The 24,934-nt window shown below is 44.2% G+C and carries 20 protein-coding genes, 1 pseudogene and 1 riboswitch; all 21 genes and pseudogenes read right to left on the bottom strand.

What is annotated here, in order from left to right; all coding sequences use genetic code 11:
• Positions 1 to 14 precede the first annotated feature (14 nt).
• The 21 genes and pseudogenes from D5281_RS11215 to D5281_RS11115 all read right to left on the bottom strand — a co-directional run bounded on the left by D5281_RS11215 (position 15) and on the right by D5281_RS11115 (position 24,927).
• On the bottom strand, positions 15 to 257 hold the full coding sequence (locus tag D5281_RS11215) for a YccF domain-containing protein (RefSeq protein ID WP_160560250.1): 243 nt from the start codon (positions 255 to 257) through the stop codon (positions 15 to 17).
• A 126-nt stretch (positions 258 to 383) separates the two neighbouring features.
• A complete protein-coding gene (locus D5281_RS11210) occupies positions 384 to 1,358 on the bottom strand; it encodes a DUF4097 family beta strand repeat-containing protein (RefSeq protein WP_160560248.1) in 975 nt (324 codons plus the stop codon).
• Between the two features lie 78 nt (positions 1,359 to 1,436).
• A complete protein-coding gene (locus tag D5281_RS11205) occupies positions 1,437 to 2,327 on the bottom strand; it encodes an HAAS signaling domain-containing protein (RefSeq protein ID WP_160560247.1) in 891 nt (296 codons plus the stop codon).
• Positions 2,324 to 2,647 carry a PadR family transcriptional regulator gene (locus D5281_RS11200; protein ID WP_160560246.1) on the bottom strand — a complete coding sequence of 108 codons (324 nt, stop codon included), beginning with the start codon at positions 2,645 to 2,647 and terminating at the stop codon, positions 2,324 to 2,326. Before D5281_RS11200 ends, D5281_RS11205 begins: the two co-directional genes overlap by 4 nt.
• 258 nt (positions 2,648 to 2,905) lie before the next feature.
• Positions 2,906 to 3,580 carry an energy-coupled thiamine transporter ThiT gene (locus tag D5281_RS11195; protein WP_160560245.1) on the bottom strand — a complete coding sequence of 225 codons (675 nt, stop codon included), beginning with the start codon at positions 3,578 to 3,580 and terminating at the stop codon, positions 2,906 to 2,908.
• A 163-nt stretch (positions 3,581 to 3,743) separates the two neighbouring features.
• Positions 3,744 to 3,858, bottom strand: a riboswitch (TPP riboswitch).
• 45 nt (positions 3,859 to 3,903) lie between these two features.
• The gene (locus tag D5281_RS11190; RefSeq protein ID WP_160560244.1) at positions 3,904 to 4,731 is read right to left on the bottom strand and encodes an energy-coupling factor transporter transmembrane component T family protein; all 828 of its coding nucleotides are present in this window, start codon (positions 4,729 to 4,731) and stop codon (positions 3,904 to 3,906) included.
• Positions 4,709 to 6,465: pseudogene (locus tag D5281_RS27180) on the bottom strand (ABC transporter ATP-binding protein). The gene D5281_RS11190 and the pseudogene D5281_RS27180 overlap by 23 nt, the downstream one beginning before the upstream one ends.
• Positions 6,466 to 6,468: 3 nt before the next feature.
• Positions 6,469 to 7,023, bottom strand: a complete 555-nt coding sequence (locus tag D5281_RS11180) for an ECF-type riboflavin transporter substrate-binding protein (RefSeq protein WP_160560243.1) — start codon at positions 7,021 to 7,023, stop codon at positions 6,469 to 6,471.
• 202 nt (positions 7,024 to 7,225) lie between these two features.
• The gene (addA, locus tag D5281_RS11175) at positions 7,226 to 10,903 is read right to left on the bottom strand and encodes a helicase-exonuclease AddAB subunit AddA (RefSeq protein ID WP_160560242.1); all 3,678 of its coding nucleotides are present in this window, start codon (positions 10,901 to 10,903) and stop codon (positions 7,226 to 7,228) included.
• A gap of 37 nt (positions 10,904 to 10,940) precedes the next feature.
• Positions 10,941 to 14,405, bottom strand: a complete 3,465-nt coding sequence (addB, locus tag D5281_RS11170) for a helicase-exonuclease AddAB subunit AddB (RefSeq protein ID WP_160560241.1) — start codon at positions 14,403 to 14,405, stop codon at positions 10,941 to 10,943.
• Positions 14,406 to 14,458: 53 nt separating this feature from the next.
• Positions 14,459 to 15,268, bottom strand: a complete 810-nt coding sequence (locus D5281_RS11165) for an HAD-IIA family hydrolase (RefSeq protein WP_160560240.1) — start codon at positions 15,266 to 15,268, stop codon at positions 14,459 to 14,461.
• Positions 15,269 to 15,295: 27 nt separating this feature from the next.
• On the bottom strand, positions 15,296 to 17,095 hold the full coding sequence (locus D5281_RS11160) for an aminopeptidase P family protein (protein WP_160560239.1): 1,800 nt from the start codon (positions 17,093 to 17,095) through the stop codon (positions 15,296 to 15,298).
• Between the two features lie 252 nt (positions 17,096 to 17,347).
• Positions 17,348 to 17,704: a SpoVA/SpoVAEb family sporulation membrane protein gene (locus D5281_RS11155; protein ID WP_160560238.1), complete on the bottom strand. Its 357-nt coding sequence runs from the start codon at positions 17,702 to 17,704 to the stop codon at positions 17,348 to 17,350.
• A 90-nt stretch (positions 17,705 to 17,794) separates the two neighbouring features.
• Complete coding sequence (locus D5281_RS11150; RefSeq protein ID WP_277935309.1) at positions 17,795 to 18,523, bottom strand: MBL fold metallo-hydrolase; 729 nt, start codon at positions 18,521 to 18,523, stop codon at positions 17,795 to 17,797.
• Entirely contained in the window at positions 18,520 to 20,823 is a 2,304-nt protein-coding gene (locus D5281_RS11145) for a glycoside hydrolase family 31 protein (protein WP_160560237.1), read from the bottom strand. Before D5281_RS11145 ends, D5281_RS11150 begins: the two co-directional genes overlap by 4 nt.
• Positions 20,824 to 20,854: 31 nt before the next feature.
• Positions 20,855 to 21,742: a DMT family transporter gene (locus tag D5281_RS11140; RefSeq protein ID WP_160560236.1), complete on the bottom strand. Its 888-nt coding sequence runs from the start codon at positions 21,740 to 21,742 to the stop codon at positions 20,855 to 20,857.
• Positions 21,743 to 21,866: 124 nt separating this feature from the next.
• Positions 21,867 to 22,241 carry a RidA family protein gene (locus D5281_RS11135; protein WP_160560234.1) on the bottom strand — a complete coding sequence of 125 codons (375 nt, stop codon included), beginning with the start codon at positions 22,239 to 22,241 and terminating at the stop codon, positions 21,867 to 21,869.
• Positions 22,242 to 22,288: 47 nt separating this feature from the next.
• Positions 22,289 to 22,519: a hypothetical protein gene (locus D5281_RS11130; protein ID WP_277935308.1), complete on the bottom strand. Its 231-nt coding sequence runs from the start codon at positions 22,517 to 22,519 to the stop codon at positions 22,289 to 22,291.
• A gap of 96 nt (positions 22,520 to 22,615) precedes the next feature.
• A complete protein-coding gene (locus D5281_RS11125) occupies positions 22,616 to 23,140 on the bottom strand; it encodes a stage V sporulation protein AB (protein ID WP_160560233.1) in 525 nt (174 codons plus the stop codon).
• Positions 23,133 to 23,759 (bottom strand): stage V sporulation protein AA, encoded by a 627-nt coding sequence (locus D5281_RS11120; protein WP_160560231.1) that lies wholly within the window; start codon positions 23,757 to 23,759, stop codon positions 23,133 to 23,135. The genes D5281_RS11125 and D5281_RS11120 overlap by 8 nt, the downstream gene beginning before the upstream one ends.
• A gap of 91 nt (positions 23,760 to 23,850) precedes the next feature.
• Positions 23,851 to 24,927 carry an endonuclease/exonuclease/phosphatase family protein gene (locus D5281_RS11115; protein ID WP_330584964.1) on the bottom strand — a complete coding sequence of 359 codons (1,077 nt, stop codon included), beginning with the start codon at positions 24,925 to 24,927 and terminating at the stop codon, positions 23,851 to 23,853.
• Positions 24,928 to 24,934 lie beyond the last annotated feature (7 nt).

The raw sequence follows: 24,934 nt of genomic DNA, 5'->3' as shown, positions 1-24,934 counted from the left end.
ACAATGCGCTCTCTTTAAATCATACACGGCTTAAATGGATGCAGCAAAAATCCGGCCAGCTTAAAACACATCAGTCCTGCTGGAATCAACAGCAGGGTACAGCAGAATATAATCCCCACCACTGCGCACAAAACAGCGCAGGGAAGGCAGATCAGCAGCTTAAATACCAGCTTTAATATACTGCCCGCCAGATGAAAGCAAAGTCCTGCTATCAATAACGTAATGAATAGTATCAATAATAAAATCAATGTAACCATTCCCATTCCTCCATTTCCTTAAGTCAACAACTTTACGGCAGACGCCAAATGTTCCTGCAGCCATGCCCACTTGGCTCATTGCCCGCAGGAATCAATTCTCAGGCGCTCTTTATACCTGCATTTGAACTATTTATCAAAGCGTATCGAAATATTCCCCACACTACATACAAGCTCAAATGTCCTTGCAGCGCCGTTTTGAATGCTCTTTTTTGATGCAAGGCCCGTAACAACAGAGCCATCTATATCTATATTCCCCGCAGAACATTCCAATTCATAATTATAATCGCTTTCTTTTCCATCCAGCGTAAGTGACATATTTCCCATATTGCATTCGGCTTCCAGTTCATTTTCAATCGTTCCTTCATAAATGCAATCCCCCACACCAACCATCAAAGAGACATCCTTAGCATACATATCGCTGACATCAAGCCTTCCTGCTCCTACCTCTGCCGATAGCTCCTTTGCCTCCATCTGGTTCATGATAAACTCACCGGCTCCTACCACTACCTTTATCTCCTCCGCTTTTAAAGACACCATCTCCATTGTGCCTGCTCCGGCTTCTACATCTATCTCGCTAAAATCGGTTCTCGCCGGAAAAGTCAGGATAAGATTATTTTGATAGCCGCTCAATCCGCTCATATTCAGCGTCCTTATTCCGGTAAATCCTTCTACATACAAGGTCTTATCCTTTACCTGATAATCACAGCCGCCAACGCCTGCTATGGTCACATCCACCATACCATCCGCCGCATTCTTTTCCCTTATATAAAATTCCCCTGCACCTAACTCTAAACTCAAATTTTTGATATTCTCTACCGGTATCTGTGTTTCCCAAACTTCCGTATTTACTTTTTCGCCGTTTATCGTAAGGTAAGTTGGATTTGACCCCCAATTATGATACCATTTTCTGCCGAATATCCTCTCCGGTAAACCTTCAAGCGTTCCCTCAATGATATCCAGCTCTCCATCCTGACGTACATTATCTTTTATAAAATGAAACATATTCCTACCTCCTGCGGCTGCGCCGATAAAAGAAAATACCAGTCCTGACGCCATCAAAATTCCTGCCGTTATGAAACAAACTTTTACAAATTTATTCATCTTTATTCCATGCTCCTTTCTCAACGTGGGAATTTGTGCACTCAAACACAAATTTGCAGTTAAAAGAATGCAATTCTTTCAACCTTTCCATCCTCCTATTTTATCCTTTATTTTATAATAAACAAATACGATTCCATAGAAAATGCCAGGAATTACTTTCTTTATCAAAAAATACGTAAGAAGCATACACAAAATCCCCAGCGCTCCGCAAATGAAACCGCCTCCCAAAAGGCCTATCCCTTTAACTGGCGCTACGAAAATGCATCCGACTCCTGCCACAATCAGCAAAACCGCCGCGATATAAAGGATAAGGGACGTTAAGCCTATCCCTAAAACCAAAGCCGCTATAGCAGCCACTATACCAAACAGACTGCCTATGATACCTCCTATGCCGCCCAAAATAGCCGGCGCTAAAAGAATGCCGCCGATTATAATAAGCACAATCGCCCAGGTTGGCAGCCCCTCTTTCTTTTCCTGGGAACTGTTTTTCATTTCTTTGGCATAAGCGCCGTCTCCTGACGTCTCTGCCTTCCGGCCGCTTCCTGTCTGCGCATCATCAAACGCTGTGGAGCCTTCTTCCCTGTAACTGTCCTTTTGCGTATTTTCATAATTTTTAGAGGAATTTATATTGTCTCTGCCGTTTTCATCTGTTTTCTCATCCTGCTCCGTAAAGATATCCTTTTTATTTAAACTGTCCTCTCTTTTCATAATAGGATTTTGCTGAGAGGATGCCGCACTTTTAAATCCGCTTTCCGTAAATTCACCGGAGCTTACATTTTCACTCAATCCATCTCTTACAATTCCCGCAACCTGGGCTGGTGAGCCAAGCGCCATTATAACCTCCTGTTCATTTTCACGTCCTGCATCATTAAAGTAATCATTATAATATTGAAGTGCTTCCTCCCTTTCGCTAGGCGAAATATCAAAGAGCAATTCTTCCAATTGCCGCATAAATTCCCATCTGCTCATTCTTTCATTCCTCCCTCAAATATACTGTTAATTTTAGCAGAATATTTCCTCCACTCACTTTCATATAAATTAAGCTGCAGACGCCCTTTTTCCGTCACCTTGTAATATCTCCTGTTCCTGCCCGCACATTCCATATCGTAAACCTCAAGACATTCATCCTTTTGCAGTCTTCTAAGTACCGGATACAAAGTGGATTCCGAAAGTTCAATCGCTTGTCTTACATCCTGTGTAATCTTGTATCCATATGCCCCCTCCGGCTCTCTGGATACAACTGCCAGCACAATGGCGTCCAAGAGCGCTGCTCCTGTATTAAAGACCATAGCTCCCTCCTTTATTTCTTTTATAATATTATATGACATATAGTATTGTAGTTGATATATATACTATATGGTATATAATATTATTTTGTCAATAGTCTTTCTACATATTTAAAAAATAATTGGAGCAACTAAAAAATAATTTACATATAAAAGGCAGTTATCCCATACCATTCATAGAATAACCGCCTTACCTTTCAAAGCTCATTATAGATATTATTTATAAAGTATATTTTTCCTTACCAGGGCCAAGCCTATCCACTACTCGTTTGCCATTGCTTTCACCTTGGCCAATCCTTTCTCAACTGGCGGAAGCATGATAATCATTACTGTGATAACAGCCTCCGGCCCCAAATAAGCTCCATTATAAACAAGGGAATAAACAGGCGCTGACATATTGTAATATGCTCCATTGCTTCCAAAGAAAATCATGCCGGACAGAAAGGTAAAGAAATATCTCCCCAAAACGCCTAAAAGATACCCCCACAAAAGTCCCCGCTTTTTATTTGCAAACACACCGGAAAGTCCCAGCGCCCCAAAGCCAAAGATATAATCTGTAAAAAGCTGTGGAATACCGATTATGTAAGGGTCTACCACCAACTGCAGCACTCCATAGGCGATGGCCGATGTAAGTCCTGTCCGAAGTCCGAATATATATCCTATCAGACAAATAAACAACATGCTGCATGGGGTGACAGATCCACCCATAGGCATATCAGCCAGCTTAATCATACTCGTCACCATGCCAAGGGCCATAGCCACCGCAGAAAATACCAGCTGCTTTGTGCTGAATTTTTTCTTTTCATCACTTCCCACAAAACAGCCAACCATCAGAATCGCAAGCATAAGAACAATCAATGCCCCGTACCCTGCACCCGTTAGGTCAAAATAATTTCCCCATTCTTCATCCACAATTTCCTTCACAAAAATAGACATAAAAAAACCTCCTTTATTATGATTCGATTACATCACAGGAGGAGTTGCGCTTCACAAACGTCATTCCTATTTCACTCCTGCATGCTCAAATGATTCCCTGACAACAATCTCATGTCAGCAGCTTATCACTTCAGCCTATAAAAGCGAAATATAGTAATATAACATTTATGAAAATCAGCTTCCCTACGCCGGTATTGTCCGGTTCAGGTGATGAGGGTCTGCATGTGGCTCATCTTCGTCCGCACGCACTCTCAGCTTACGCTCCCCTAGCGATATGAAATTATTATTAAAATATATCTATCCTACCTATTTGTCAAGGCATTTTATACAAACGGATTATAAAATCTACTCCCATCCGCAAATGTAAACACCAACGCCACAATCGCAAATATCACTGTAAATCCAATGGTAAGATAATCATTCCTTTTCAGCTTTTTCGCCATATACCAAGTTCTTTTTTTATGTTTTCCAAATCCCCGAAGCTCCATGGCATTGCTCACAGTATCAATCCGGTCCATACTGGAAAAAATCAAAGGAAATATAATAGATGCGGTACTTTTTATCCTGTTCAGAAAAGAAGCCTTGCCCGACATTTCAATCCCTCTTGCCTCTTGGGCATGTTTAATTTTCGTAAATTCTCCCTGCACATCCGGTATATACCGCAGTGCAATGGAAATCGCATATCCCACATTGTAGCTAATTCCAACTTTATTCATGGAAGCTGCAAACTCGCTGGGGTTGGTCGTCACAAGAAACATAAACACCGTAGGGATAATGGTAAAGTACTTAATCACCACATTCAACTCATAAAAAAGCTGCTCCAATGTCATATCATAACGCCCTGCAATATGGAAAAGTACCGTTCTCGTGCCATAAATATGGGAGCCCTGATCCGGCGAAAAAAAGAAAATAGCAACTACATTAAAGATAAGAAAAACCATGACCACCTTGAACACAGAGCCAACCTGTTTCCACTGTGTTTTTGAAATTTTAAACACAAACAGGCTGAACACTACCATAAGAATTAAAATCCTGGTATCATAGGTCATCATACTCACCACACACCACAGCAGGAAAAAAATAAGCTTGGTGACGCCGCTTAACTGATGAATCCAGGTATCTTTTTCTTCATAGGATAATATCTTTGACATGTGCCGGATTCTCCTTTACTTTTTCTATACGTAGTTTGCGCTGCTGCCTCTCATATGCAATAAACCGCTCCACAAACTCGGACGGATTGTCAATCTGGCAGTTCACTGCCAAATCATATAAAGAGGTCTTCTTTAGGTATGCCTTGTCAGCAATCTGTTCATTGGTTAGTATCCTTGCAGGAGTATCGTCTGCTATCAAGTGCCCATCTGCTATCACAATGGCGCGGTCCGTATACTCCAGCATCAAGTGCATGTCATGCGTTATCATAATGATTGTTATCCCAAAATTTTCATTGATATCTTTCAGAAATTCCATGATTTCCGTATAATGTCTGTAATCCTGTCCTGCCGTGGGCTCATCCAAGATAAGCACTTCCGGATTCATAACCAATATGGAGGCTATGGACACTCTTTTTTTCTGCCCGAAACTTAAAGCTGATACAGGCCAGTTCCTGAAGGGGTAAAGACCGCAAATCTTTAAGGTCTCATAAACCCGTTCCTTCATCTCCTTCTCGGGCACACCCCGAACCGCCAGCCCTAAGGCTACCTCCTCATAAATCATAGGCTTGGATATCATCTGGTTAGGACTTTGCATCACCAGTCCGATTTTTTCTCCACGTTCTTTGATGGAAAGAGGCGCCACATCCTCTCCGTTTAAAAGAATACGCCCTTTGACAGGCTTATAAAAGCCGCAGATTAAATTGGAGAGCGTTGATTTGCCCGCACCATTCTTCCCTACAATACTGACCATCTCTCCCTTTTTGATATCAAAGTGAATGTGCTGGAGAATCGGCTTTCCTTCCACATAAGAAAAATACAAATCCTCCACTTTAAGAGCCGAGACAGATTCGTCCTTTTCCTTTTTCCTATCCGCCTGGTTAAACCATTCTCTCAAAGGGGCTTTATAGTTATTCAGCTTCATGGTTTCAATATGACCTGGCAAATCAGAAGCCGAAATGCTGCAGCCTGCATGCTTTAATGCTGTTATGTAAAGAGGTTCCCTGATCCCCTGTTTTCAAGAATATCTGTTATCAGCAATTCGTCCGGCACAGTGTCCGCCACAATCCGTCCCTCTCCAACCACAATAATCCTGTCCACATCCCGGTAGAGGGCATCCTCCAAACGGTGCTCAATTATTACAATCGTAGATTTCCTGTTTTTCTGGATCTGGTCGATTAGGGCAATCGCACGCTTTCCGGTTGCCGGATCCAGATTGGCTAAGGGTTCGTCAAAAAGCAGGATTTCCACATCGTCCACCATCACACCGCCCATAGACACTCGCTGCTTTTGTCCTCCTGAAAGCTCTCTTGGCGCATTGTCAAGCAGCTTTTTCACATCCACCAGCTCTGCTACTTCGTCTACCTTGACGAACATTTCCTCCTGAGGCACCAGATTGTTTTCCAGGGAAAATGCCAAATCCTCCGCCACAGTAAGTCCGATAAACTGTCCGTCCGTATCCTGCAGCACTGTTCCCACTATCTGGGAAATACCAAACAAGCCTAAATCCGCCGGATTTTTCCCGCCTACCCGCAAGGTTCCTGTTATATCCCCCGGATAAGAAAAAGGCACCAGACCGTTGATGCAATGAGCCAGAGTTGATTTTCCTGAACCAGAAGGCCCTACGATCAAAACTTTCTCTCCGGGCATAATAGAGAGATTTATGTCCCGGAGAGTCGGCTGTGTCTGGGCCCGATATTTAAATGAAAAATATTTAAACTCAATAACAGGCTCCATGTATTAGTCCTCTTTGCTAAGGCTTGATGATTTTGCTCCGATTTTGGAATAACCTACACAAAGCAAAGTACCTAAAATACCAATAATCAGAATATTTCCTATAAATGCAAATACGCCCTGAATGAATACTTTATTTGCAGGCTCTGCATAAACTACTATATCCAGAACAGGCGCCACCAAAATCCATGCGGCTGCATTGGCAATGACCTGCATTACATTAAACAGAACAATTGTCTTTGTATTCCCAAAATCGCCTTCCTTTACTGCATACTTTGCAGCAAAAAGACCGATTACAACGCCAACAACGCCCTCCGGTACCACCCAGCTCCACCATACGCTGCCATAAAACATCGCGTCTCCAAGCGCATGCCCTAACAGACCAACCAAACCACCTACAATCGGACCAAACACAGCTGCAAGAAAGGCCATGATTGCCATACGGGGCTGTAAATAAGTATTGGGAATCGGCGTAGGAATCTGAATCTCTGTCAGCGCCACAAACAGGGCCGTGCCAATACCAATTGCAACAACTTCTTTGATGCCAAATTTAGACTTCATTTTTCCCTCATTTCTGCGCGGCATTTGTATTTCATGGAGCCTGCCCATGCCACGCGGTGGCAGTTCTCCATTTTTCGTTTGCACTATTTTGCGGAACCGGCCTTATCCTTCTCACCCGATACGAAAAAATGCCAGAACCTACCGTTCGCATCATTGGCACATGTTCCAAAAAGAAGCATACTCCACTCCACAGTTACAAAAATCAGTATAACACAACTTCCCTTCCAAGTGCAAAAGAATATATGATTTTTTGTGTCACTTCTTTATCGGTAAGACGCACAAGCGCCTCCTCGTAATAATTGAGCTGTATCTGATATCTGGAAACCAATTCTTCAGGTCTTGTAACGGCGTCCGTTTTATAATCAACTACCACTATTTTCCCTTCCTCCTCAAAAAAAACATCAATGATTCCCTGTATCAGCACCTGCTCCCCTTCCGGAAGTTCCTCCTTAAGCCTGCTTGCCGGAAGCCCTAACACAAAAGGCTGTTCCCGCCAGAGCTTTCCCGCTCCCTCAGCCTTTGCCATCCGCTTAGCAAGCCCGGTTTCAAAAAATCCGGAAAGCTTTACATCTGAAATGCCGTCTCTCCATGTCCGGTCTAATAATCCCTGACACACAAATTCTTCAAGCTGGCGGTTCAATTCTGCTTTTATCCCCTCCTGGGACCCGCCTGCTTTCAATACTGCCTCAAAGTCAAGCAGCTCCATCACTTTATGGTAAGCGCTTCCTCTGTCTGAGCCTGACATTCCTTCCTTGGCTTTCATAAAGGAAGGAATGTAAGGTACGATCTCCGGCTCCTCAAACAACTCCTTTGTAAATGCCTGATGAAAGCGTTTTCCTTGTCCTATTTCGCCCTCCAAATTGTCCATTGACTGCTCTGATAAATCATGCATCCCTTTCTTTTTCAGTTCTGACACTGTCGTCTTTACAAAAAGTCCGGAAAGATACTGGTAAGGATAAACCCTGTCAAACTGTTCTGACAACTGCGCCATAAGTTCATTGTCCGTCTCGGTCATCTCCACTCTTTCCCGGCGGTGCATCTGTAGCACAGCGTCCTCTATGTCCTGTACCAGTCTTTCTTTCGGATCCAGCAGCCGCACATCCTCCAAACAAGGGAAAATAAAATCCAGGTAGCACCCGGCCCCCAGCAGCACGGAAAAGGGAACCTTCCCATCCGCACTTCTTGTCTGTGCCCCAAATTCCTTTTCCTGTTCCAGTTTTTCTTGAAATTTTTCCACATCATCCGTCAGAGCTGTAAGAATCAATTTTTCCTTTGCCCTGGTCATTGCCACGTACAGCACGCGCATTTCCTCTCCCAGCACATCCAGCTTCATTTTCAGCGCCACTGCATTTTTCTTCAAGGTATGGCTTTGCAGACGTAAGGTACTATCTATATAATCCACTCCAATTCCCATATCAATATCTGCAATCAGCCTGCCGCTTATATCCTGCATGTTAAACTTCTTAGAAAGGCCCGCCACAAAACAGACCGGAAATTCCAGGCCCTTGCTTTTGTGAATACTCATAATGCGCACCACATCCGCATTTTCATCCAGTACATCCGCTTCCCCGTAATCCACCTCATATTTTTCCAGCTGCTCCACATAACGCAAGAAATGAAACAAGCCGTAATAGCTGGTATTTTCAAACGCTGCCGCTCTGGTAAGCAGCATCTCCACGTTTGCCCTGCGCTGCTTTCCTCCGGGGCAGGCTGTCACATAATCAAGATATCCCGTATCGCTTAAGATCTCCTGAATCAACTTATGGATGGGGGTATAGGCTGTCTTTTTCCTGTAATGAGAAAGCCAGTCCAAAAATCCCCGTATCCTTTCCTTTAGAAGGTCATCATTGATTTCACAGGTTTTTAACAGGTCAAACAAAGGAAGCCTTTTATCGATTGCCCGCACACTGGCAATTTCCTCCTTCGTAAATCCTCCGAAAAAGGAAACCAGGGTGCCATAGAGGGGAATATCCTGAAGTGGATTGTCAATCACGTTCAAAAGCTGAAGCAGCGTTCTTATCTCAACCGCCTGAAAATAACCGGTCTGTGAGGTCACATAAGCAGGAATTCCTTCCTTTTCCAGAATCTTTTTAAAATCCTGCGCCCACCCGGCAGCTGTCCTGAGTAAAATAACGATATCACCGTATCTTAAGGGACGCAGGGAGCCTGTTTCTTTGTCTGTCACCTTGAGGCTTTGGCGAAGCTGCCTTATTTTCTCCGCAATTGCCGCCGCTTCCTGCTCCCTTGCACTTAGGGGTTCTTCCGCATCTTTCCCTATAACAAGATATTCTGTCTCGTAGGGCGAAACACGCAATTCTTCCAAAGATGTATCTTCAAAAAATGTCAATTCCGGATAAACTGCTCCCTGATAAAGAGCCGCCTCCTCATCATATTCCACCCCGCCAAGCTTCCTCCCCATAATTTTCTCAAACAATTGATTGACACTATCAAGCACCTGTGGACGACTTCGGAAATTTTTATGTAGATCAATTCGCTGACAGCTGCCATTTTCTTTAGAATAACAGTTGTATTTTTCCATAAATAACTCTGGTCTTGCTAACCGGAACTTATAAATGCTCTGTTTTACATCCCCCACCATAAAGCGGTTAAAATTTCCATCTTCCTCCCCGGATATGCTCTTTAAAAGCAGCTCCTGCACCAGGTTGCTGTCCTGATATTCATCAATCAATATCTCTGTAAAAAACTGCCGGTATTCCACTGCCGCCGGTGTCGGGCTTATACTGCCGTCCTCCTCTTTTTTCAAAAGAATATTTAAAGCGAAATGTTCCATATCATAAAAATCTATGATATTTTCCTGACGCTTTTTATCATCCAGCCTTTCCTTATAAGCAAGCACCAAAGACAAAAGCATTTCCACATTAGGCGCTGCCACAGCCATACGCTCCACCACCTGCTGTGGGGAAAGGACAAGGTACGATTCCTTTAAGTCCTCAAGCTTCTTTTTTACATCCTTTCTAATCTGCTGAACCTTTTCCCTGCATACCTGGCTAACCGTATCATCCTTTTTAGAGGGAAGACGCCCAAAGGAAACCTTTTCAAAGGCTTCATAATAGGCTGACAGACTTTCATTACCCAACAGATACTCCAGCATTTCACGCTCTTGTTCCACCACGTTCGCATACATATATGGGCCATCCGGTCTTTCAATGATGCTGACTGCCATATCCATACTGACCTTGCATTCCTCTATAACCGTACCCATATGATGCAGTAAAAATTGGCACCAATCTGTGCTCTCAAGTTCTATAATATCCGTTATTTTATAGTCATCCATGCACTGACTAATCCAGTCTTCCGGCCAAGGGCAGCTCATGGAAAAACCATACAGCTTTTCTATATACTCCGCCAAAATCTTGTCGTTACTGCCGCCGGTAAAGTACTCCACACAGTTAAGAAACGACTGTTCTTTTTCTTTGTACTTTTCCTCTAACAGCTCCTGCATCACATCCTGCCGCAGCAAGCGCAGTTCCCCTTCATCCGCCACACGGAATCCCGGGTCAAGGTCTATATCATTAAAATTATTCCGAATCACAAAAAGGCAAAAACTGTCAATGGTGGTAATCTGGGCATTGTGGAGCAGAGATACTTGTTTTTGGAGATGAACGTTCTCCGGATCCTCCTCCAGCCGCCTATTGATGGCAAGCCCAATTCTCTCACGCATCTCAGCCGCCGCCGCATTTGTGAAAGTCACCACCAAAAGACGGTCAATATCCACCGGCCGCGCATCATCCGTAATCATCCGAATGATTCGCTCCACCAGCACAGCCGTCTTTCCGGAACCAGCTGCCGCTGAAACCAGTATATTTTTATCCCGCAGTTCAATTACCTTCTGCTGTTGCGGGGTGAATGCAACTGCCATATGATTTCTCCTTTCTTCCTATCTGCAAGGTTACTTTTCATGATATATCCTTTTGTATTTCCTCACGCATTTTTTCAAATAATAAATCATCTGGCAGGGCGGGAAGGCTGCGCAGGCTGCACCCCGGAAGTTTTTCTTCAAATTCACACACTCCCTTGTAGGCACAGTAGGTGCAGGATTCTCTTACGCCCTGCTTACAGGGATTCACCTCTATATTTCCTTCTAAAATCTGCCGGCCAAACTGTTTGATTTTATGGGTTACAAACTGTGAAATCGTCTCGTAGTCTCCCTTTGCCACCGTAGAGGAACGCGAAGAAAAACTGCCGTCCTTCTTCCGCTCCACAGGAATAACCAAGGACTTATCCGTAAAATTTTTATCTAAATGGCAAACCACTTTCTCATTTTCATTGACAATTCCAGTTGTCCGAAGCTCCTTAAGAATTTCCCTGTAAAGCGCATCCTCCGACAGCGCCGTTTCCGCTTTCACCATGGGGTCATCCACATGATAATAAAGAAGGGCTGCGGGTATTACCTCTTTGTTCGGATAATTTTTCTCCGCGATTTTCACCGCTACATTCATATAAACCACAAGCTGTAGCTGCAATCCATAATATAGAGCCGCTAAATCAAATTTCTTGTTTCCGGATTTATAATCTATCACCTTTACATACACATGCTCCTCATCTTCACAGGTATCAATTCTGTCAATCCTGCCTCTGAGCTTCATCTTTTCTTCATCTGATAAAGAAAAGTCCACCGCCTCCGGCACTCCTGCTCTGGCAAAAGATAATTCAAAAGCGGCAGGCATAAAATCTCCCTCCCGCAGCTGAGCTTTCAGGGTATGGATAGTTCTTTGTAGAATCCGGTACATCCGCTCCACCATATATTCATATCGCGCGCTGCTGTAAAGAATCGTTTCCCCGTAGGCTGCTGTCACCGTATCTAACGCCTCCCGAAGAAGCTCATCACCCTCCTCCTTCGAAAAGTCAAACCATGTCAGTTTGTTTTCTGCAAGTTTTCCTGCAAAGACTTCCAGCACCTGGTGAAAAATATTCCCCAAATCAGCCTGTTCAAAGCTAAATTCCTCCCGTTCTTTCAACATAAGGCCATATTGTAGGAAATGTGAATAGGCGCAGGCTGCATACCGTTCCAGACGGCTTACGCTGTTCTCCAGCATCTTACCATAAAGGGCCAGCGCTACCGCCTTTGTCAGAGGCTTATGTTCATATCTTGCAAAAGCGGTCTCCATAAGCTTCCCCGCATAGCTCCCATATTGTTCGTCTCTTGCATAAAAGCGATACAGGCATCCCAGCTCTCGCTGGTCCAAAGCCCCTTCCCGCCCCTCGGCATACTCTCTGATTTCTTCCGCCAAAAGCGTCAATCCGTCCTTTTTCCCTACAATCTGCTCAAAAGACATCTGCGTCATATCTGATTTTTCTATCTGAATCTGCGGAAATAATTTCCGAATCATGTCAATCAGGTAGGAAGGCCTGATACTCTTTCCCTGGCTGTTCATTCTGGAAAAAGACAGATACAGCCGATCGGAAGGCTTCGTCATGTTCATGTAAAGATATAGCCTTTGAATATACATTTTTTGTCTGGGGGTGGGGGCAAGCTCAAATTCTGACTGTTGCAAAAATTCTCTGTCAAGATCGGAAATAATGCCTCCTTTCATGCTGCCCTTCGGAATATTCCCATCGTTAACCCCTAAAAAAAACAGCACCTTGACCTGCTTTAGACGGCTCCTTTCCATATCACCCACCACAATTCTGTCCACACTTCCCGGGATAGTTCCTACCTCAATCTCCGCAAATCCTGCATCCAGAATATCTGCAAACTCCTTAAGGTTCATGGGTTCCTTTTCAAGAAGTTCCATAATCTGCTCTAGAAGCTCCATCACAAGCCTGTAAACCTGAGCATATTCACGTGCCCGTTCTCTCTCTCCATTTTCCGTGAAAAATTGCTCATATGCGGACAGCTTTTCCTGGATTTTCCCATTTACAATAAAATCATACAGCACCCTCACCAGCTCTCCGGCCGTTTTCTTTTTTTCCAGCAAAGGCTGCATTTGTTCCATAAATCCTGTTCTTATTGTGTTTATTTTTTCCAGCAGTGCAATTTCTCTGTCTTCCTGCGCTTTCTGTTCATTGGTAACATCTGTTTTTTTATTAATTCTCCTGACAAACATCTGTCCCCATCTTTTCTTTCCTCTGATACCTAAGGCAAGTACATAATTTTCAAGCCGATCTATCTCCTCCGGGGCAAAATCCGTAAGGCCGCACCGCAAAAAATGAAAAACCGATTCATAAGAAAAATCAGACAGTACAATCTTAAGAGCGCTTCTTATGTACTCAATCAGCGGATTTAACAAAAGTCCTCTGGTTCTGTCCAAAAAAACAGGAATATCATAAATAAGCCCTTCCCTCTCAAAATAGTCCGCATAGGTCTCCAAATCTCCTGTGACCACCGCAATATCCCGGTAACTGTAGCCCTCCTCCAATACCAGCTTTTTGATTTGAATACAGACCTTGCGCACCTCCTTTGCCGGATTCAAAGTCTCCATCATGTAAATGTTGCCTCCGCCTGTCTCCCTATAGGGCTGCACCGGATAACGAAACAGATGTTTTTCCAGATGTGCCATCTCCGCATTATTTTTAAATCTCGGCAATGGATGGTTTTTTATAAAAATATCGTCCGTTCTTTCTACGCCCGCTTCCTTCGCCAATCCACATAAATCTCTCACTGTTTTCTTACTGAGAAAAAATAGTTCCTGCTCCATACCTGCCCTAAAAGGATTTTCTCTAATATCTATTGTGATAGAAACAATGACCCTTTCAGTCAGCCTCAAAAGTTCCTGAATCAAGCTATATTGTATAGGCGTAAACCCCGTAAATCCGTCAAAAACAACAACACTATCCCTGACAATCCGGGACTTTCCCACAGCCTGTGTCAAAAGTTGCAAGGTTTCCTCTGTGGTGATGTAGCGCTCCTGTATGTACGATACAAATCCTTTATAAATCACTTCCAAATCCTTCAGCTTATAATGCAGCGCTCCCCGCCCCTTGGCAAACTCTGCCAGCTCTCCCACCTGACCGGCGCTGATGCCATACTGCATAAACTCCGAAATAGCGGACTTTACTTCGTGGATATACCCAATTTTATTTAAATTTTTTCCAATAATGGGCATTTCCTGTGCAAACTCCGTTGCCACCTTGCGCAGCACAAGGCTTTTGCCCGTATCATCCAAAACCGGCTTGTTTCCATATCCGGTTTCCTCAAAAATGCGGTGGGCAAGGCGTCCGAAGCTGAGCACATCAATATTCATAATACCTCCACGCCCGCTGGCATTTACCAAGTCAACCTGGGTCTGCATGGTAAACTGGTCCGGCACCAGAAATAAAAAATTGCAGGCAGGTTTCTCTCCTGCCCACGCAACAATATCTTTATGAAGCTGTCTGCTTTTTCCAGCCCCTGAACCACCAAAATAAAACTGTAATCCCATAACCAACTTCCTCTTTAAAAGCTTTTCAATATCGCTTTTTATATCGCTTTCTTTTATAAAAATGGAATCATTTCCTTTACGGAGGAAAAAATCAGATCCGGTTTCACCTCTGACTCCTCCACATCCTTCATCCCAGCTTCTCCACTGAGCACTAAAATTCCTGTATAACCATTCTTCACCCCTGCAGCCACATCCGTATAAAGCCGGTCTCCCACCATAGCGGTTTCGCCTTTTGAAACTCCTGCACGTTGGGCCAGATAATCCATAATATCACCGCTTGGCTTTCCAATCACATGGTCAGGGTAACGAAAGGCGGATGCATGAATAAACGCATGAATTGCCCCGGCATCCGGAATAAATCCACTCTCCGTTGGGCAATTAAAATCAGGATGGGTTGATAGGTAAGGAAGCCCCTCTCTCACAAAATCACACACCCTGCACATTTTCGCATAAGTAAGAGAGGTATCAAATCCAACCACTACTACCTCCGGCGTCTTTTCATCCAGCTTAACACCAGCCTCCACAAACTCTTCCTGCAAAAGCTCATTTCCCAGCAGAAAAACCCTTTTCCCCGGAAAATTCTTTTTCAAATAAGCGATCGTTGCCTCTCCGGAGGTGACAATCTGATTCAGCCCAATGGTAAGCCCCATCCTCCCAAGCTTTTCTACATAAGTTTGCGGATTCTTAGAGGAATTATTCGTCAAAAACACATACTTCTTACCGGCTCTTTCCACTGCCTTTAAAAAATCTCTGGCCCCATCAATCCACTGTTCTCCCAGATAAACTGTGCCATCCATATCCAAGGCAAAACAATTTATCCCCTTCAATACACCTTTTTCATCCACATCAACTGTTGCTATCATCAAACTTTATCTCCTTGTACTGCCTTTTTATTTTACAGGTGCGGTCACTTTCCTGAGCCAATTAAGCATTTCCCCTTCAAAATAAGGCGCTAACTTCTCATACACTCCCTGGTGATATCCATTCAGCCGCTCCTTATCCCTATCCTCCAGCATGGAAACCTCCACACCGTCCAAATCAATGGGCACATAGGTCAAATCCTCAAAATACATGAACTGCCCATAATCATTTTTCTTCCCTTTTCGGCAAAGAAGCTCATTTTCAATCCTGATCCCATAGCTCCCCTCTATATAAATACCTGGCTCATCAGTGGTAACCATACCTTCCTCAAGCACGGCGCTGCTTAAATGCTCTCCCTGCGCTTTCCATCTAAAGCTGTTAGGCCCCTCGTGCACATTCAGCAGATAACCAACCCCATGTCCGGTGCCATGCTTATAATCAAGTCCGTTCTCCCAGAACACCTCTCTTGCCCGAATATCCAAATTGATACCTCTGCACCCATAAAGGAATTTCGTGGCTCTTAAATTAAGCATAGCCTTCAGCACCAGTGTAAAATGCTCCTTCATTTCCTTTGTCAGCGCTCCTAACGCAAATGTTCTCGTAATATCCGTAGTTCCCTCCAGATAATGGCCGCCGCTGTCCACCATCAAAAAGCCTTCCTGCTTTATTTCAGCGCAGGCATCCTCTTTTGCACTGTAGTGTACAATTGCCCCATTTGCCCCATAAGCGCAGATTGTACCAAAGCTGGGCTCTATAAAATGCTCATTCTCTTTGCGCATATCTTCCAGATATACAGCCGCACTTACCTCTGTCATGGGCTCCTTTCCAACATTCGTCTTAAGCCAATGCATAAAACGGGTTACGGCAATGGCATCCTTTAAATGAGCCTTGCGCAGATTTTCCATCTCAACTTGATTTTTCACTGCTTTCATGAAAGAAGTGGGATTGGCTTTGTCCACCACGTTTACATCCTCCGAAAGCTCCTTGAGCAGCCGGCAGCTGACGCGCTCTTTACAAAGCAGCACCTTCTCCTTGTGAATTTCAGGTATGTAAGCATAAAAGCTATCGTAAGGACGAAGCGTAACGTTGTTTTTTGCAAGATACTTCTTTAAATCCTCTGTCCAGACTCCACTCTTTTCTCCCTCTGCAAAAAGAATCACCTGCTCCATGGTCATCACTATGTAGGACAATACCACAGGGCAGCTCTCCACATCATTGCCCCTGATATTCAAAAGCCATGCGATATCGTCCAGCGATGTTAAAATATGCATGGTGCAGCCTTCTTCCTTCATCTTTTCACGGACCCTGGCGATTTTAGACGAAGCGCTCTCGCCGCTGTAGCATTCCTCAAGCACAAACACCGGATGATGCGTAATCGCCGGTCGCTCCTCCCAAATCCCCTCCGAAAGGTCTTTGTCCCAAATCATTTTTCCATTCTTTTTGTTTATAATTTCCTCATATTCCCTGGCCGACTCTGCCTTCACCACGCGCCCATCAAATCCAAGGCACTCTCCCTCCTGTAAAACCTGCTCCAGATACTGCAAGAGTGTTGGCACACCTGGCTCCTCCATTTTCATCAGCCTTATGCCACTATCTTTTAACTCTTTTTCCGCCTGTATAAAATATCTGCCGTCCGTAAAAAGCGCCGTCTCATTCCTGGCTGCCACCAATGTCCCTGCAGACCCTGTAAACCCGCTAAAATATTTTCTCACCTGAAAAAAGCCGCTGACATATTCACTGTCATGATAATCTGATGTGGGTATCAGATAACAGTCTATACCAGCCGCTTTCATATTTTCTCTTAATTTCGCAATTCTTTCCTGCACCATACGAATCCTCCATTCCTGCCGGCTGCCCTCAATTTGGGGCTAAAACACAATTCACTTCACATTATACGCACAAAAACCAAAAAGGACAACCAGCTTATGAATAATCCATCAATTATTTCGTAACAGTTCAGCCTTGCTGACTGTTACTTACAAAATCCATTTAAAATCGCCTTCGGCGATGGGATTTTGCACTCCCTGATCCTATTCTCACAGTCTGTGCAGTAAATGCACAGACCTGGCTAAATAGTTACATTATTTCTTCATCTTAGGGTTAAAAACAAGGCTCGCCAAATACCCAAAAATAAGCGCGGCCGCGCATCCTACCGCCCCTGCCTTAAATCCACCGGAAAATAATCCCATAAATCCCTGCTCATCTACGGCTTCCTTTACTCCCTTCATCAGCACATTTCCAAATCCCAAAAGCGGTACGCTTGCTCCTGCTCCTGCAAACTCCACAAATGGCTGATACCAGCCAACGGCACTGATTACAGCCCCTGCACATACCAAAAGCACCATGATTCTGCCTGGCATCATCTTTGTCTTTTCCATCAAAATCTGTACCAGCGCACATATCAGCCCGCCTACCCAAAACGCATTAAAATAATCCATGATAAACCTAACCTCCATTCCTGTCAGCAACCCATAAAGTTAGAACAAGCACTCATTTTTTGGTGTTTTCATGGATTATTATGCGTTGTTTTACATGGGAATATGCGGCACATCCTCAATTCTTTCTGCAAATGCCCGTCCTGTTTTTGTCTGTTTATAACGTTTTATCACATCATATTCCTCCCACATATGCATAGGAAAAACTCTGTCGGCATCTACCTTCTCCAAAAAATAATCCATTCCAAGGCCGTAGCCTTCTTTTAACCTGGGATCCAAAGGTACAAAAGCAAGATCAAAATGTCGTCCGGCAATTTTGTCAATTTCCTTTTTGTAAGCCTTTTCCATTTTTTCATTACCGATTTTTGTCTCCTCAGGCCAATACCAGTTGTTTAAATCTCCTGCATGGTAAATGGATGTCTCTCCTGCCGTCACCACAAATGCAACCCCTTCATCGGTTGAATGAAGTGTTTCCACTTTAAGCTGTTCTTCCTTATTTTCATACACCGCACCGCCCTGCATCCGTTCTATTCTTTTTAGAATAGCAGGGCAGAGCCCGTTTCTTTCCAGGTATTTTCCATTCAGCTTGATATCGTTTCCGACAAAAAAATGCGCCTCTTTTGACATTTCCTCCGCCCATTTAAGGGCGGAGAGTTGAAAATGGTCATGATGTTTGTGACTGAAAAACATCAAAAGTTTTTTCCCCTTCAAAGAAGACGGCAGATTCCCTTTAAAATAGTCAAAAATAAGTATGCTGTTGTCAAGCTCCACCATGAAGCCGCTGTGATATAAGTATGTTACCTTAACCATATTTGTAATCATTTTTTCTGAAACCCAGCGGTCATTTCCACTTTTATCTTTTCATAATCCCGATAGCCTTCGTGCTGTTTGAAAACCTCCACCTGCCCATTCAGGTTGTGAATCTGATAAGTATTATACGCACCCTGACGGTATGCAAAGTCTTCTCCATTATCCTGATAGTGGGCATAGGTTCCTTCTCCCGGATAAACCTCTAAAATCAGCAGATCATCTTTATCCTCCCCCACATGCATTCTTACCGGATATTTGGGAATAACCGCCCCTGCCTTCACATAAATCGGGCATACATCAAGGGGCGCTGTCCTGACAAAGGAGCAATTTCCTTCTATTTTTTCTCCTGTCCAGTAATCGTACCAAACGCCTTTTGGCAGATAAACCAATTTCTCCTTTGCTCCCTGCTCTACCACCGGCGCAACTAAAATACGGTCGCCAAGCATAAATTCATCATTCCGGTTCTTCACATTTTCATCCTTGTCATATTCCAGAACAAGAGGGCGCATGATAGGCATTCCGCTGGTTTCACATTCATGCATCAAGTCGTATATATACGGAAGCAGTTCATAACGCAGGTTGATATACTTTCTGCTGATAGCAAGAACCTCCGGGCCAAACTGCCATGGCTCCTGCATTCTACATCCCTTTGCACAGTGGTCACGGAAAAATGGTGAGAAACACCCTATCTGTATCCACCTTGCAAACAACTCCGGCGTACAGTCGCTGCCAAATCCGCCCACGTCCGTTCCTACAAAGCTCATGCCGGAAAGCCCCATATTACAAAGCTGTGGGATTGCCATGCGTAAGTGTGCCCAGATACTGTGATTATCCCCTGTCCAGCCGGTTGTATATTTCTGTGAACCGCCGTAGCAGGCTCTGGTGATTACGAAAGGACGCTTACCGGTAAGCTCCCTCCAGCCCTCATAAGTGGCTTTTGCCATGTTGTGGCCATACACATTGTGCATCTGTGAGTGTGGTGCAGGCATATCCTCGTCCGTAAACACAATATCGTTGGGAAGCGGGCCTCTGAAGCTTGCCGGCTCATTCATATCATTCCACACACCGGCAACACCTAAATCCACCAGATATTTCTGTTTTTCTCCCCACCATTTACGTACCTTCGGATTGCCAAAATCAGGAAATACCGCATCCCCCGGCCATACTTCATTTACGTATACCTCTCCTTTTGGTGTCTTTGCAAAATAGCCGTTCTTCATTCCTTCCTCGTATACGTAATAGCCTTCTTCAACCTTGACCCCCGGATCCATGATGGTGACAGACTTAATGCCCATGTCCTTAAAGTCGGAGATCACCTTCCCGCCATCCTGATAAGTTTCCTTATTCCAGGTAAAGACTTTATAATGATCCATGTAGTCAATGTCAAAATGAATACAGTCGCAAGGCAGCTCATGCTCCCTTAAACCTTTGGCGATACCACGAATTTCTTCCTCGGATTCATAGCCCCATCTGGACTGGTGGAATCCCAAAGTCCAAAGCTGCTGCATAGGCGCCCGTCCTGTTAGATAAGTATAATCCGTCACCACATCCTTAAGATTCTCCCCGGCAATGAAGTAATAGTCCAGATTGCCTTCGTCCGCCCCAAGTACATAATAGTCCTCGCCTTCCTTGCCCATATCAAAATAGGTTTTGCCGTGATTGTCAAAGAAAATCCCATAGGCTCCTTTCTCCTTCAAAACCAGCATAAAGGGAATACTCTTGTACAAAACCTTAAAATTGTCCTCCTGGGGATTGGGATTATCCGTGTTCCACATTTCGTATGCATAATGTCTCTTATTTAAAAATCCGGTTTTATCTCCAAGGCCGTAAATACAGTCCTTATCCTCTAGGGACCTGACCTCCTGGATGGGATAGTCTCCAATTATACTCCCCGAAGCCGCATGTCCTTCCTTTGCCAGAAAAGCAAGCAAAGATGCGCTCAGCGCAGCGTTCTTTTTTCTTTCTCCTCTGTGTGCAAGGCTCAGAGGCATACCTTCATGATCATAGAAATCCACATGGAAATTGTCGCCGACTATTATGGTCACTTTTTTTGTCTTAATTATGACACCTGATTCATCCTGCGACACGCTTTCCAATTTGCCTTTTTCAGCGCCTTCTTTTGTGTCATTTTGCCCCTGCCTCTCCCATTCAATGGCTCTGGAGCGATGTCCTAAGCCAGTGTAATCAACAAACACATTTATGATGGTGTCAGAAATCACCTCCACACAAGGCTCTTTTCCCTCATAATCACCTTCGTACCGGAAGTAAACCTTCCCATCTTCCACATGATATCCTTTTAATTTTTCAAACATAATTTACCTCCACGTTATTACATACAGCGCTTTAGCTTCTTTTCTTATCCGGCAGCTGTACCAGAATCACTGCGCCAAACACCATCACGCAGCCAAACAATTCCCTTCCGCTTAGCGCCTGTCCCAAAATCATCCATCCGGCCAATACTGAAAACACGGATTCCATAGAAAGAATAAGCGATGCCACCGTAGGATCCATGTCCTTTTGTCCCACCACCTGCAAGGTATAGGCCACTCCGCTTGACATAATTCCGGCATAAGCAAGAGGGATAATACCGTCTATAAAGCTCTGCAGCTGCGGCTGTTCAAAAACAAACGCTAAAATACTACTTATGACCCCAGCAGTCAAAAACTGAATGCAGGACAGCTCCACTCCGTCTGCTTTTGGCGAAAAATAATCAATCACCAATATATGTATGGAAAAAAGAATGGCACATATAAACACATAGGTATCGCCCTTGCTCAGCACAAGACGCTCGCTCATACAAAGAAGATACATTCCCACTGCTGCCAGTCCTGCGCCCATCCAAATCCTTCCACCGGCTTTTTTTCCCAGAAAAATTCCCATAATGGGCACAATCACAATATACAAAGTGGTAATAAATCCTGCTTTTCCTACTGTGGTATACATAATTCCAATCTGCTGGCACAAAGCCGCCGAACATAAGGCAAGCCCACAGCAGATTCCACCTGTAAAAGTGATCTTAAGCCCTGCACGGGGTACCCCCTTTTCCTTATCCTTTTTTCTTCGGACACAGACCAGGGGCAAAAGCACAACGCTTCCCATTAAAAACCTTGCACCGTTAAAAGAAAAAGGCCCTATGTAATCCATTCCCACACGCTGGGCTACAAACGCCACGCCCCAGATAAAAGCTGTCAAAAACAACAAAAAACTATTACCCATAGATTTCTTTTTCATATGCAACCTCTTTCCATATCCCTCTTTTGTAAGGCAATTGCCATAAGCACACCCGTCACTGATTGCCTTCGGGAATCATAAGCTTTAAACCCGCACCCCTAAAGCCGGTGTTCACAGCTTACGTCTACACGACCGCAATCACTTCCACCTCGCACAGCACATCCTTCGGAAGCGTCTTTACCGCAACACAGCTGCGTGCCGGTTTCCCGGTAAAGTATTTCTCGTACACGCTGTTAAAAGCTGCAAAATCCGCCATATCCGCCAAAAAGCAGGTAGTCTTTACTACGTGTTCAAAATCTGTGCCTGCTTCTTTTAATATTTCACTTACATTCTTCATCACCTGCTGTGCCTGCACATGAATGTCTCCCTGCGCAATCTCCCCACTTTCCGGAACAATCGGAATCTGCCCTGATGCAAACAAAAAACCGTTTGCTATCATCCCCTGGGAATAAGGGCCAATTGCTGCAGGCGCTTTCGTTGTAGATACTTTTGTTAACATAACTCATCCTCCATTTCTTTTCATTACCAGGTAACTTTGCGGCCGCATTATTCTTCAAATTCAGCCGTTACATAAAACCCCCGCTCATTTTGGATAATGCTGACAATCTTGCCCGTTCTGGCAAGCATTCGCTCCCTGAAAGGAACATTGCCGGACATGGCAAGGGACGGATCAATGGTATAATAATAATTACTTGGCAATAAACCCTCTGTTACCGTAACCTCGTCCCCTTCCTTCAAAAGGCCAGGGCGTTCCATTTTAAACTCCATCCGCCGCATGTGCATTCCTCCATTCTTACCTATTTTAATCGGCTTTCCATGAATTTACAATACCCATTTGGAGGTACATTGTTAAATTCAAAAGCCTCGCTTTTGCTACAGGCCGGAGAGATAGATCCCTTTTATAAAGTAAAGCAAGCTTCCTGTTACCTTTCCTAATGCCGCCGCGCTGATTGCTACCCCGAGCCCGTGCCTAAATCCGATTCTTCTTGCAAAGATAGGGATGGAATTGAGCATTTCCGCTATTGCAAGTGCCAGACAGCCCACAAACATTCCTGCAAATAAGCCGCCAAAAGCTAAAAAAAACTGCCCTATCCACTTCCAAAGCAGGACTGTACGGGGGCCGAAGATCTCCCGTGAAAGAATGTAGCCACCCAAATGTACATGTTCTGAAAAGACACTTAAAAGCCCGCCGCATATGGTACCCAAAACGACTGCTTCCTCTAAGGCAAACACCTTCCTTGCCACATGCATTTTCCCGGCAAATCTTGGTATAAGACCCACGGAGACCAACACGGTAAAGACCCCTGCCGAGGCCAAAAAACCAAAGCTTAGCCCGCATATTCCTAAAAAAATCTGTTTCAAAAATGTCACATGGTTCAACAGAAATTGTTCAGACATCAATTGTCTTGCCCTCCCTGTCCGCAGTTTCGATAAGAGCCTTATTTACGTCCGTCTCATACACCCGCATTTCCACTTCAATAGGCGTTGGATCTTTGGTGATTCTCCTGCCGCCTACATGATTGAAAAACAGTATGATTCCCGCGGCAAGGCCAATCGAATAGGACACCTCCAAAATGCTGTACCCATCCACAGGATATCCCATAATAAGCTCATGCATTTTAGAAAATATTTTGTTGATGCCAATATCGTTATGAAACGCCATAATCGTAAAGCCAGTGCCAAAAAAGCTGATTGCTGCCACAAAAATCATTTTTATCCACTGGGCGAATCCTTTATGCTTATCCATGTCAATCCACTCAATGAGCGTTGCATTTTCCCCCAGACTTTCCACCGATACGCCAGAGCATTCGTGTTCAATCAGTTCAATCACTTTCAGCACACTAATCACCTGGCGCTTTTGTTCCTTTTCATGAAACTGATGTACTTTCAGGGATTTTGCCTTTGCGCTGACTGATTTGTCCGCACAATAAACGGAGGCAATGTCCTTCACGCATACCTGCGCATCCATCACCTCCGCATTTTGTTCCGCTTTTAAATATAAAACCATACCTGCCATCCCGACCTCCGTCTTAATATGCTCTGAAATTATTCATTGGTATTTATCGGTTAGTATGGCCTTTTGCTTTTATTTCTATTCTTTCCATGGATTATTCTAAAATAAACTGCATCAGCACCGGATCATGATCCGAAAATTCATACCCCCAATCCATGTGCTGATAAAAATTCACCTGCACATTGTCAGAAACAATGAAACCATCTAATGTAACGGTATAAGTTGTTTCTTCATCATAAGGCGTCTCGGCGCTTCGGCAGGTATTATGTTCCACACTTTCCTTCATCGCGGCGTCAATCGCCATATGAAACCCCTCCGGCAGGCTCTCTCTTGGAAATGGATATGCCCATTCCGGCGCATTTTCCTGTGCTCCCGCCTTTAAATTGTGATTAAAATCACCACCACAAATCACATAGTTTCCCCTCTTATAATCGAATGCCATATCCTCATAAAGGGTGGCGAGCTGTGCCTCCCTGATTTCATCGCTGCCGCCGTAAGCCGAGGTATGTACATTATAGATGCACAAATTGAAACCATTTTCCACAGGAATTCTGGATATGGAATAGCACCTGTCCAAATCCACCAGCTTGCTAAAAGATTCCGAAATGGGAAGGCTTCTGCGCATGGCATCTGTAATCTCCGCACGCGCGTATGTAGCAATGCCCGCCTGATTGGCACCGTGAGGCTCCCATGGCGGGAAAAACAGGAAGGGTGAATCGTAATTCTGTGCAAAATCATAATAATACCCTTCCAAAAATTGATTCATCAGCTCCAACTGATTTGTGTGATAAGAACGGGTACCATCAATATCCACTTCCTGCAAAAGGACAAAATCAGGGTTCACCGTACTGACAATATCTCCCATTGAGCAGACAGCCGCAATCACGCTTTCTTCATCCTTTCCCCATGAGGATTTCCCTCCATCCATAAAAAAACTGTAATCACTTCTGTAAGCGCCAAACCCAATATTGTATGTCATAATAAAATAAGCGCCGCCAGGCGATACCTTAAAACCATTTTCAAAGTCTGAATTTTCTCCATTTCGCTTGACCTCAAGAGTCAACATATCCGGCAGACGATAGTATGTCTTAAAAACATAGGCTGCGTAGCCTCCCAAAAGTGCTGCCAGCACCAAAACTATGATGATCCCCCGCTTGATAGCCTTCTTCACTTTCCGT

This window comes from Parablautia muri (assembly GCF_009917485.1).
GTDB lineage: Bacteria > Bacillota > Clostridia > Lachnospirales > Lachnospiraceae > Suilimivivens > Suilimivivens muri.
The sequence above is the reverse complement of the archived record's forward strand: the minus strand, read 5'-3'. Positions and strand labels throughout refer to the sequence as shown.

Excerpts from the sequence above, each read along its gene's own strand:
- D5281_RS11215 (WP_160560250.1), bottom strand. The coding sequence starts at position 257 with ATGGTTACATTGATTTTATTATTGATACTATTCATTACGTTATTGATA.
- D5281_RS11195 (WP_160560245.1), bottom strand. The coding sequence starts at position 3,580 with ATGTCTATTTTTGTGAAGGAAATTGTGGATGAAGAATGGGGAAATTAT.
- D5281_RS11145 (WP_160560237.1), bottom strand. The coding sequence starts at position 20,823 with ATGTTTGAAAAATTAAAAGGATATCATGTGGAAGATGGGAAGGTTTAC.
- D5281_RS11165 (WP_160560240.1), bottom strand. The coding sequence starts at position 15,268 with ATGATAGCAACAGTTGATGTGGATGAAAAAGGTGTATTGAAGGGGATA.
- D5281_RS11160 (WP_160560239.1), bottom strand. The coding sequence starts at position 17,095 with ATGGTGCAGGAAAGAATTGCGAAATTAAGAGAAAATATGAAAGCGGCT.
- D5281_RS11125 (WP_160560233.1), bottom strand. The coding sequence starts at position 23,140 with ATGTCTGAACAATTTCTGTTGAACCATGTGACATTTTTGAAACAGATT.
- D5281_RS11120 (WP_160560231.1), bottom strand. The coding sequence starts at position 23,759 with ATGGCAGGTATGGTTTTATATTTAAAAGCGGAACAAAATGCGGAGGTG.
- D5281_RS11180 (WP_160560243.1), bottom strand. The coding sequence starts at position 7,023 with ATGAAGTCTAAATTTGGCATCAAAGAAGTTGTTGCAATTGGTATTGGC.
- D5281_RS11205 (WP_160560247.1), bottom strand. The coding sequence starts at position 2,327 with ATGAGCAGATGGGAATTTATGCGGCAATTGGAAGAATTGCTCTTTGAT.
- D5281_RS11200 (WP_160560246.1), bottom strand. The coding sequence starts at position 2,647 with ATGGTCTTTAATACAGGAGCAGCGCTCTTGGACGCCATTGTGCTGGCA.
- D5281_RS11140 (WP_160560236.1), bottom strand. The coding sequence starts at position 21,742 with ATGAAAAAGAAATCTATGGGTAATAGTTTTTTGTTGTTTTTGACAGCT.
- D5281_RS11210 (WP_160560248.1), bottom strand. The coding sequence starts at position 1,358 with ATGAATAAATTTGTAAAAGTTTGTTTCATAACGGCAGGAATTTTGATG.
- D5281_RS11150 (WP_277935309.1), bottom strand. The coding sequence starts at position 18,523 with ATGATTACAAATATGGTTAAGGTAACATACTTATATCACAGCGGCTTC.
- D5281_RS11135 (WP_160560234.1), bottom strand. The coding sequence starts at position 22,241 with ATGTTAACAAAAGTATCTACAACGAAAGCGCCTGCAGCAATTGGCCCT.
- addB (WP_160560241.1), bottom strand. The coding sequence starts at position 14,405 with ATGGGATTACAGTTTTATTTTGGTGGTTCAGGGGCTGGAAAAAGCAGA.
- D5281_RS11130 (WP_277935308.1), bottom strand. The coding sequence starts at position 22,519 with ATGCGGCGGATGGAGTTTAAAATGGAACGCCCTGGCCTTTTGAAGGAA.
- addA (WP_160560242.1), bottom strand. The coding sequence starts at position 10,903 with ATGGCAGTTGCATTCACCCCGCAACAGCAGAAGGTAATTGAACTGCGG.
- D5281_RS11190 (WP_160560244.1), bottom strand. The coding sequence starts at position 4,731 with ATGTCAAAGATATTATCCTATGAAGAAAAAGATACCTGGATTCATCAG.
- D5281_RS11155 (WP_160560238.1), bottom strand. The coding sequence starts at position 17,704 with ATGGATTATTTTAATGCGTTTTGGGTAGGCGGGCTGATATGTGCGCTG.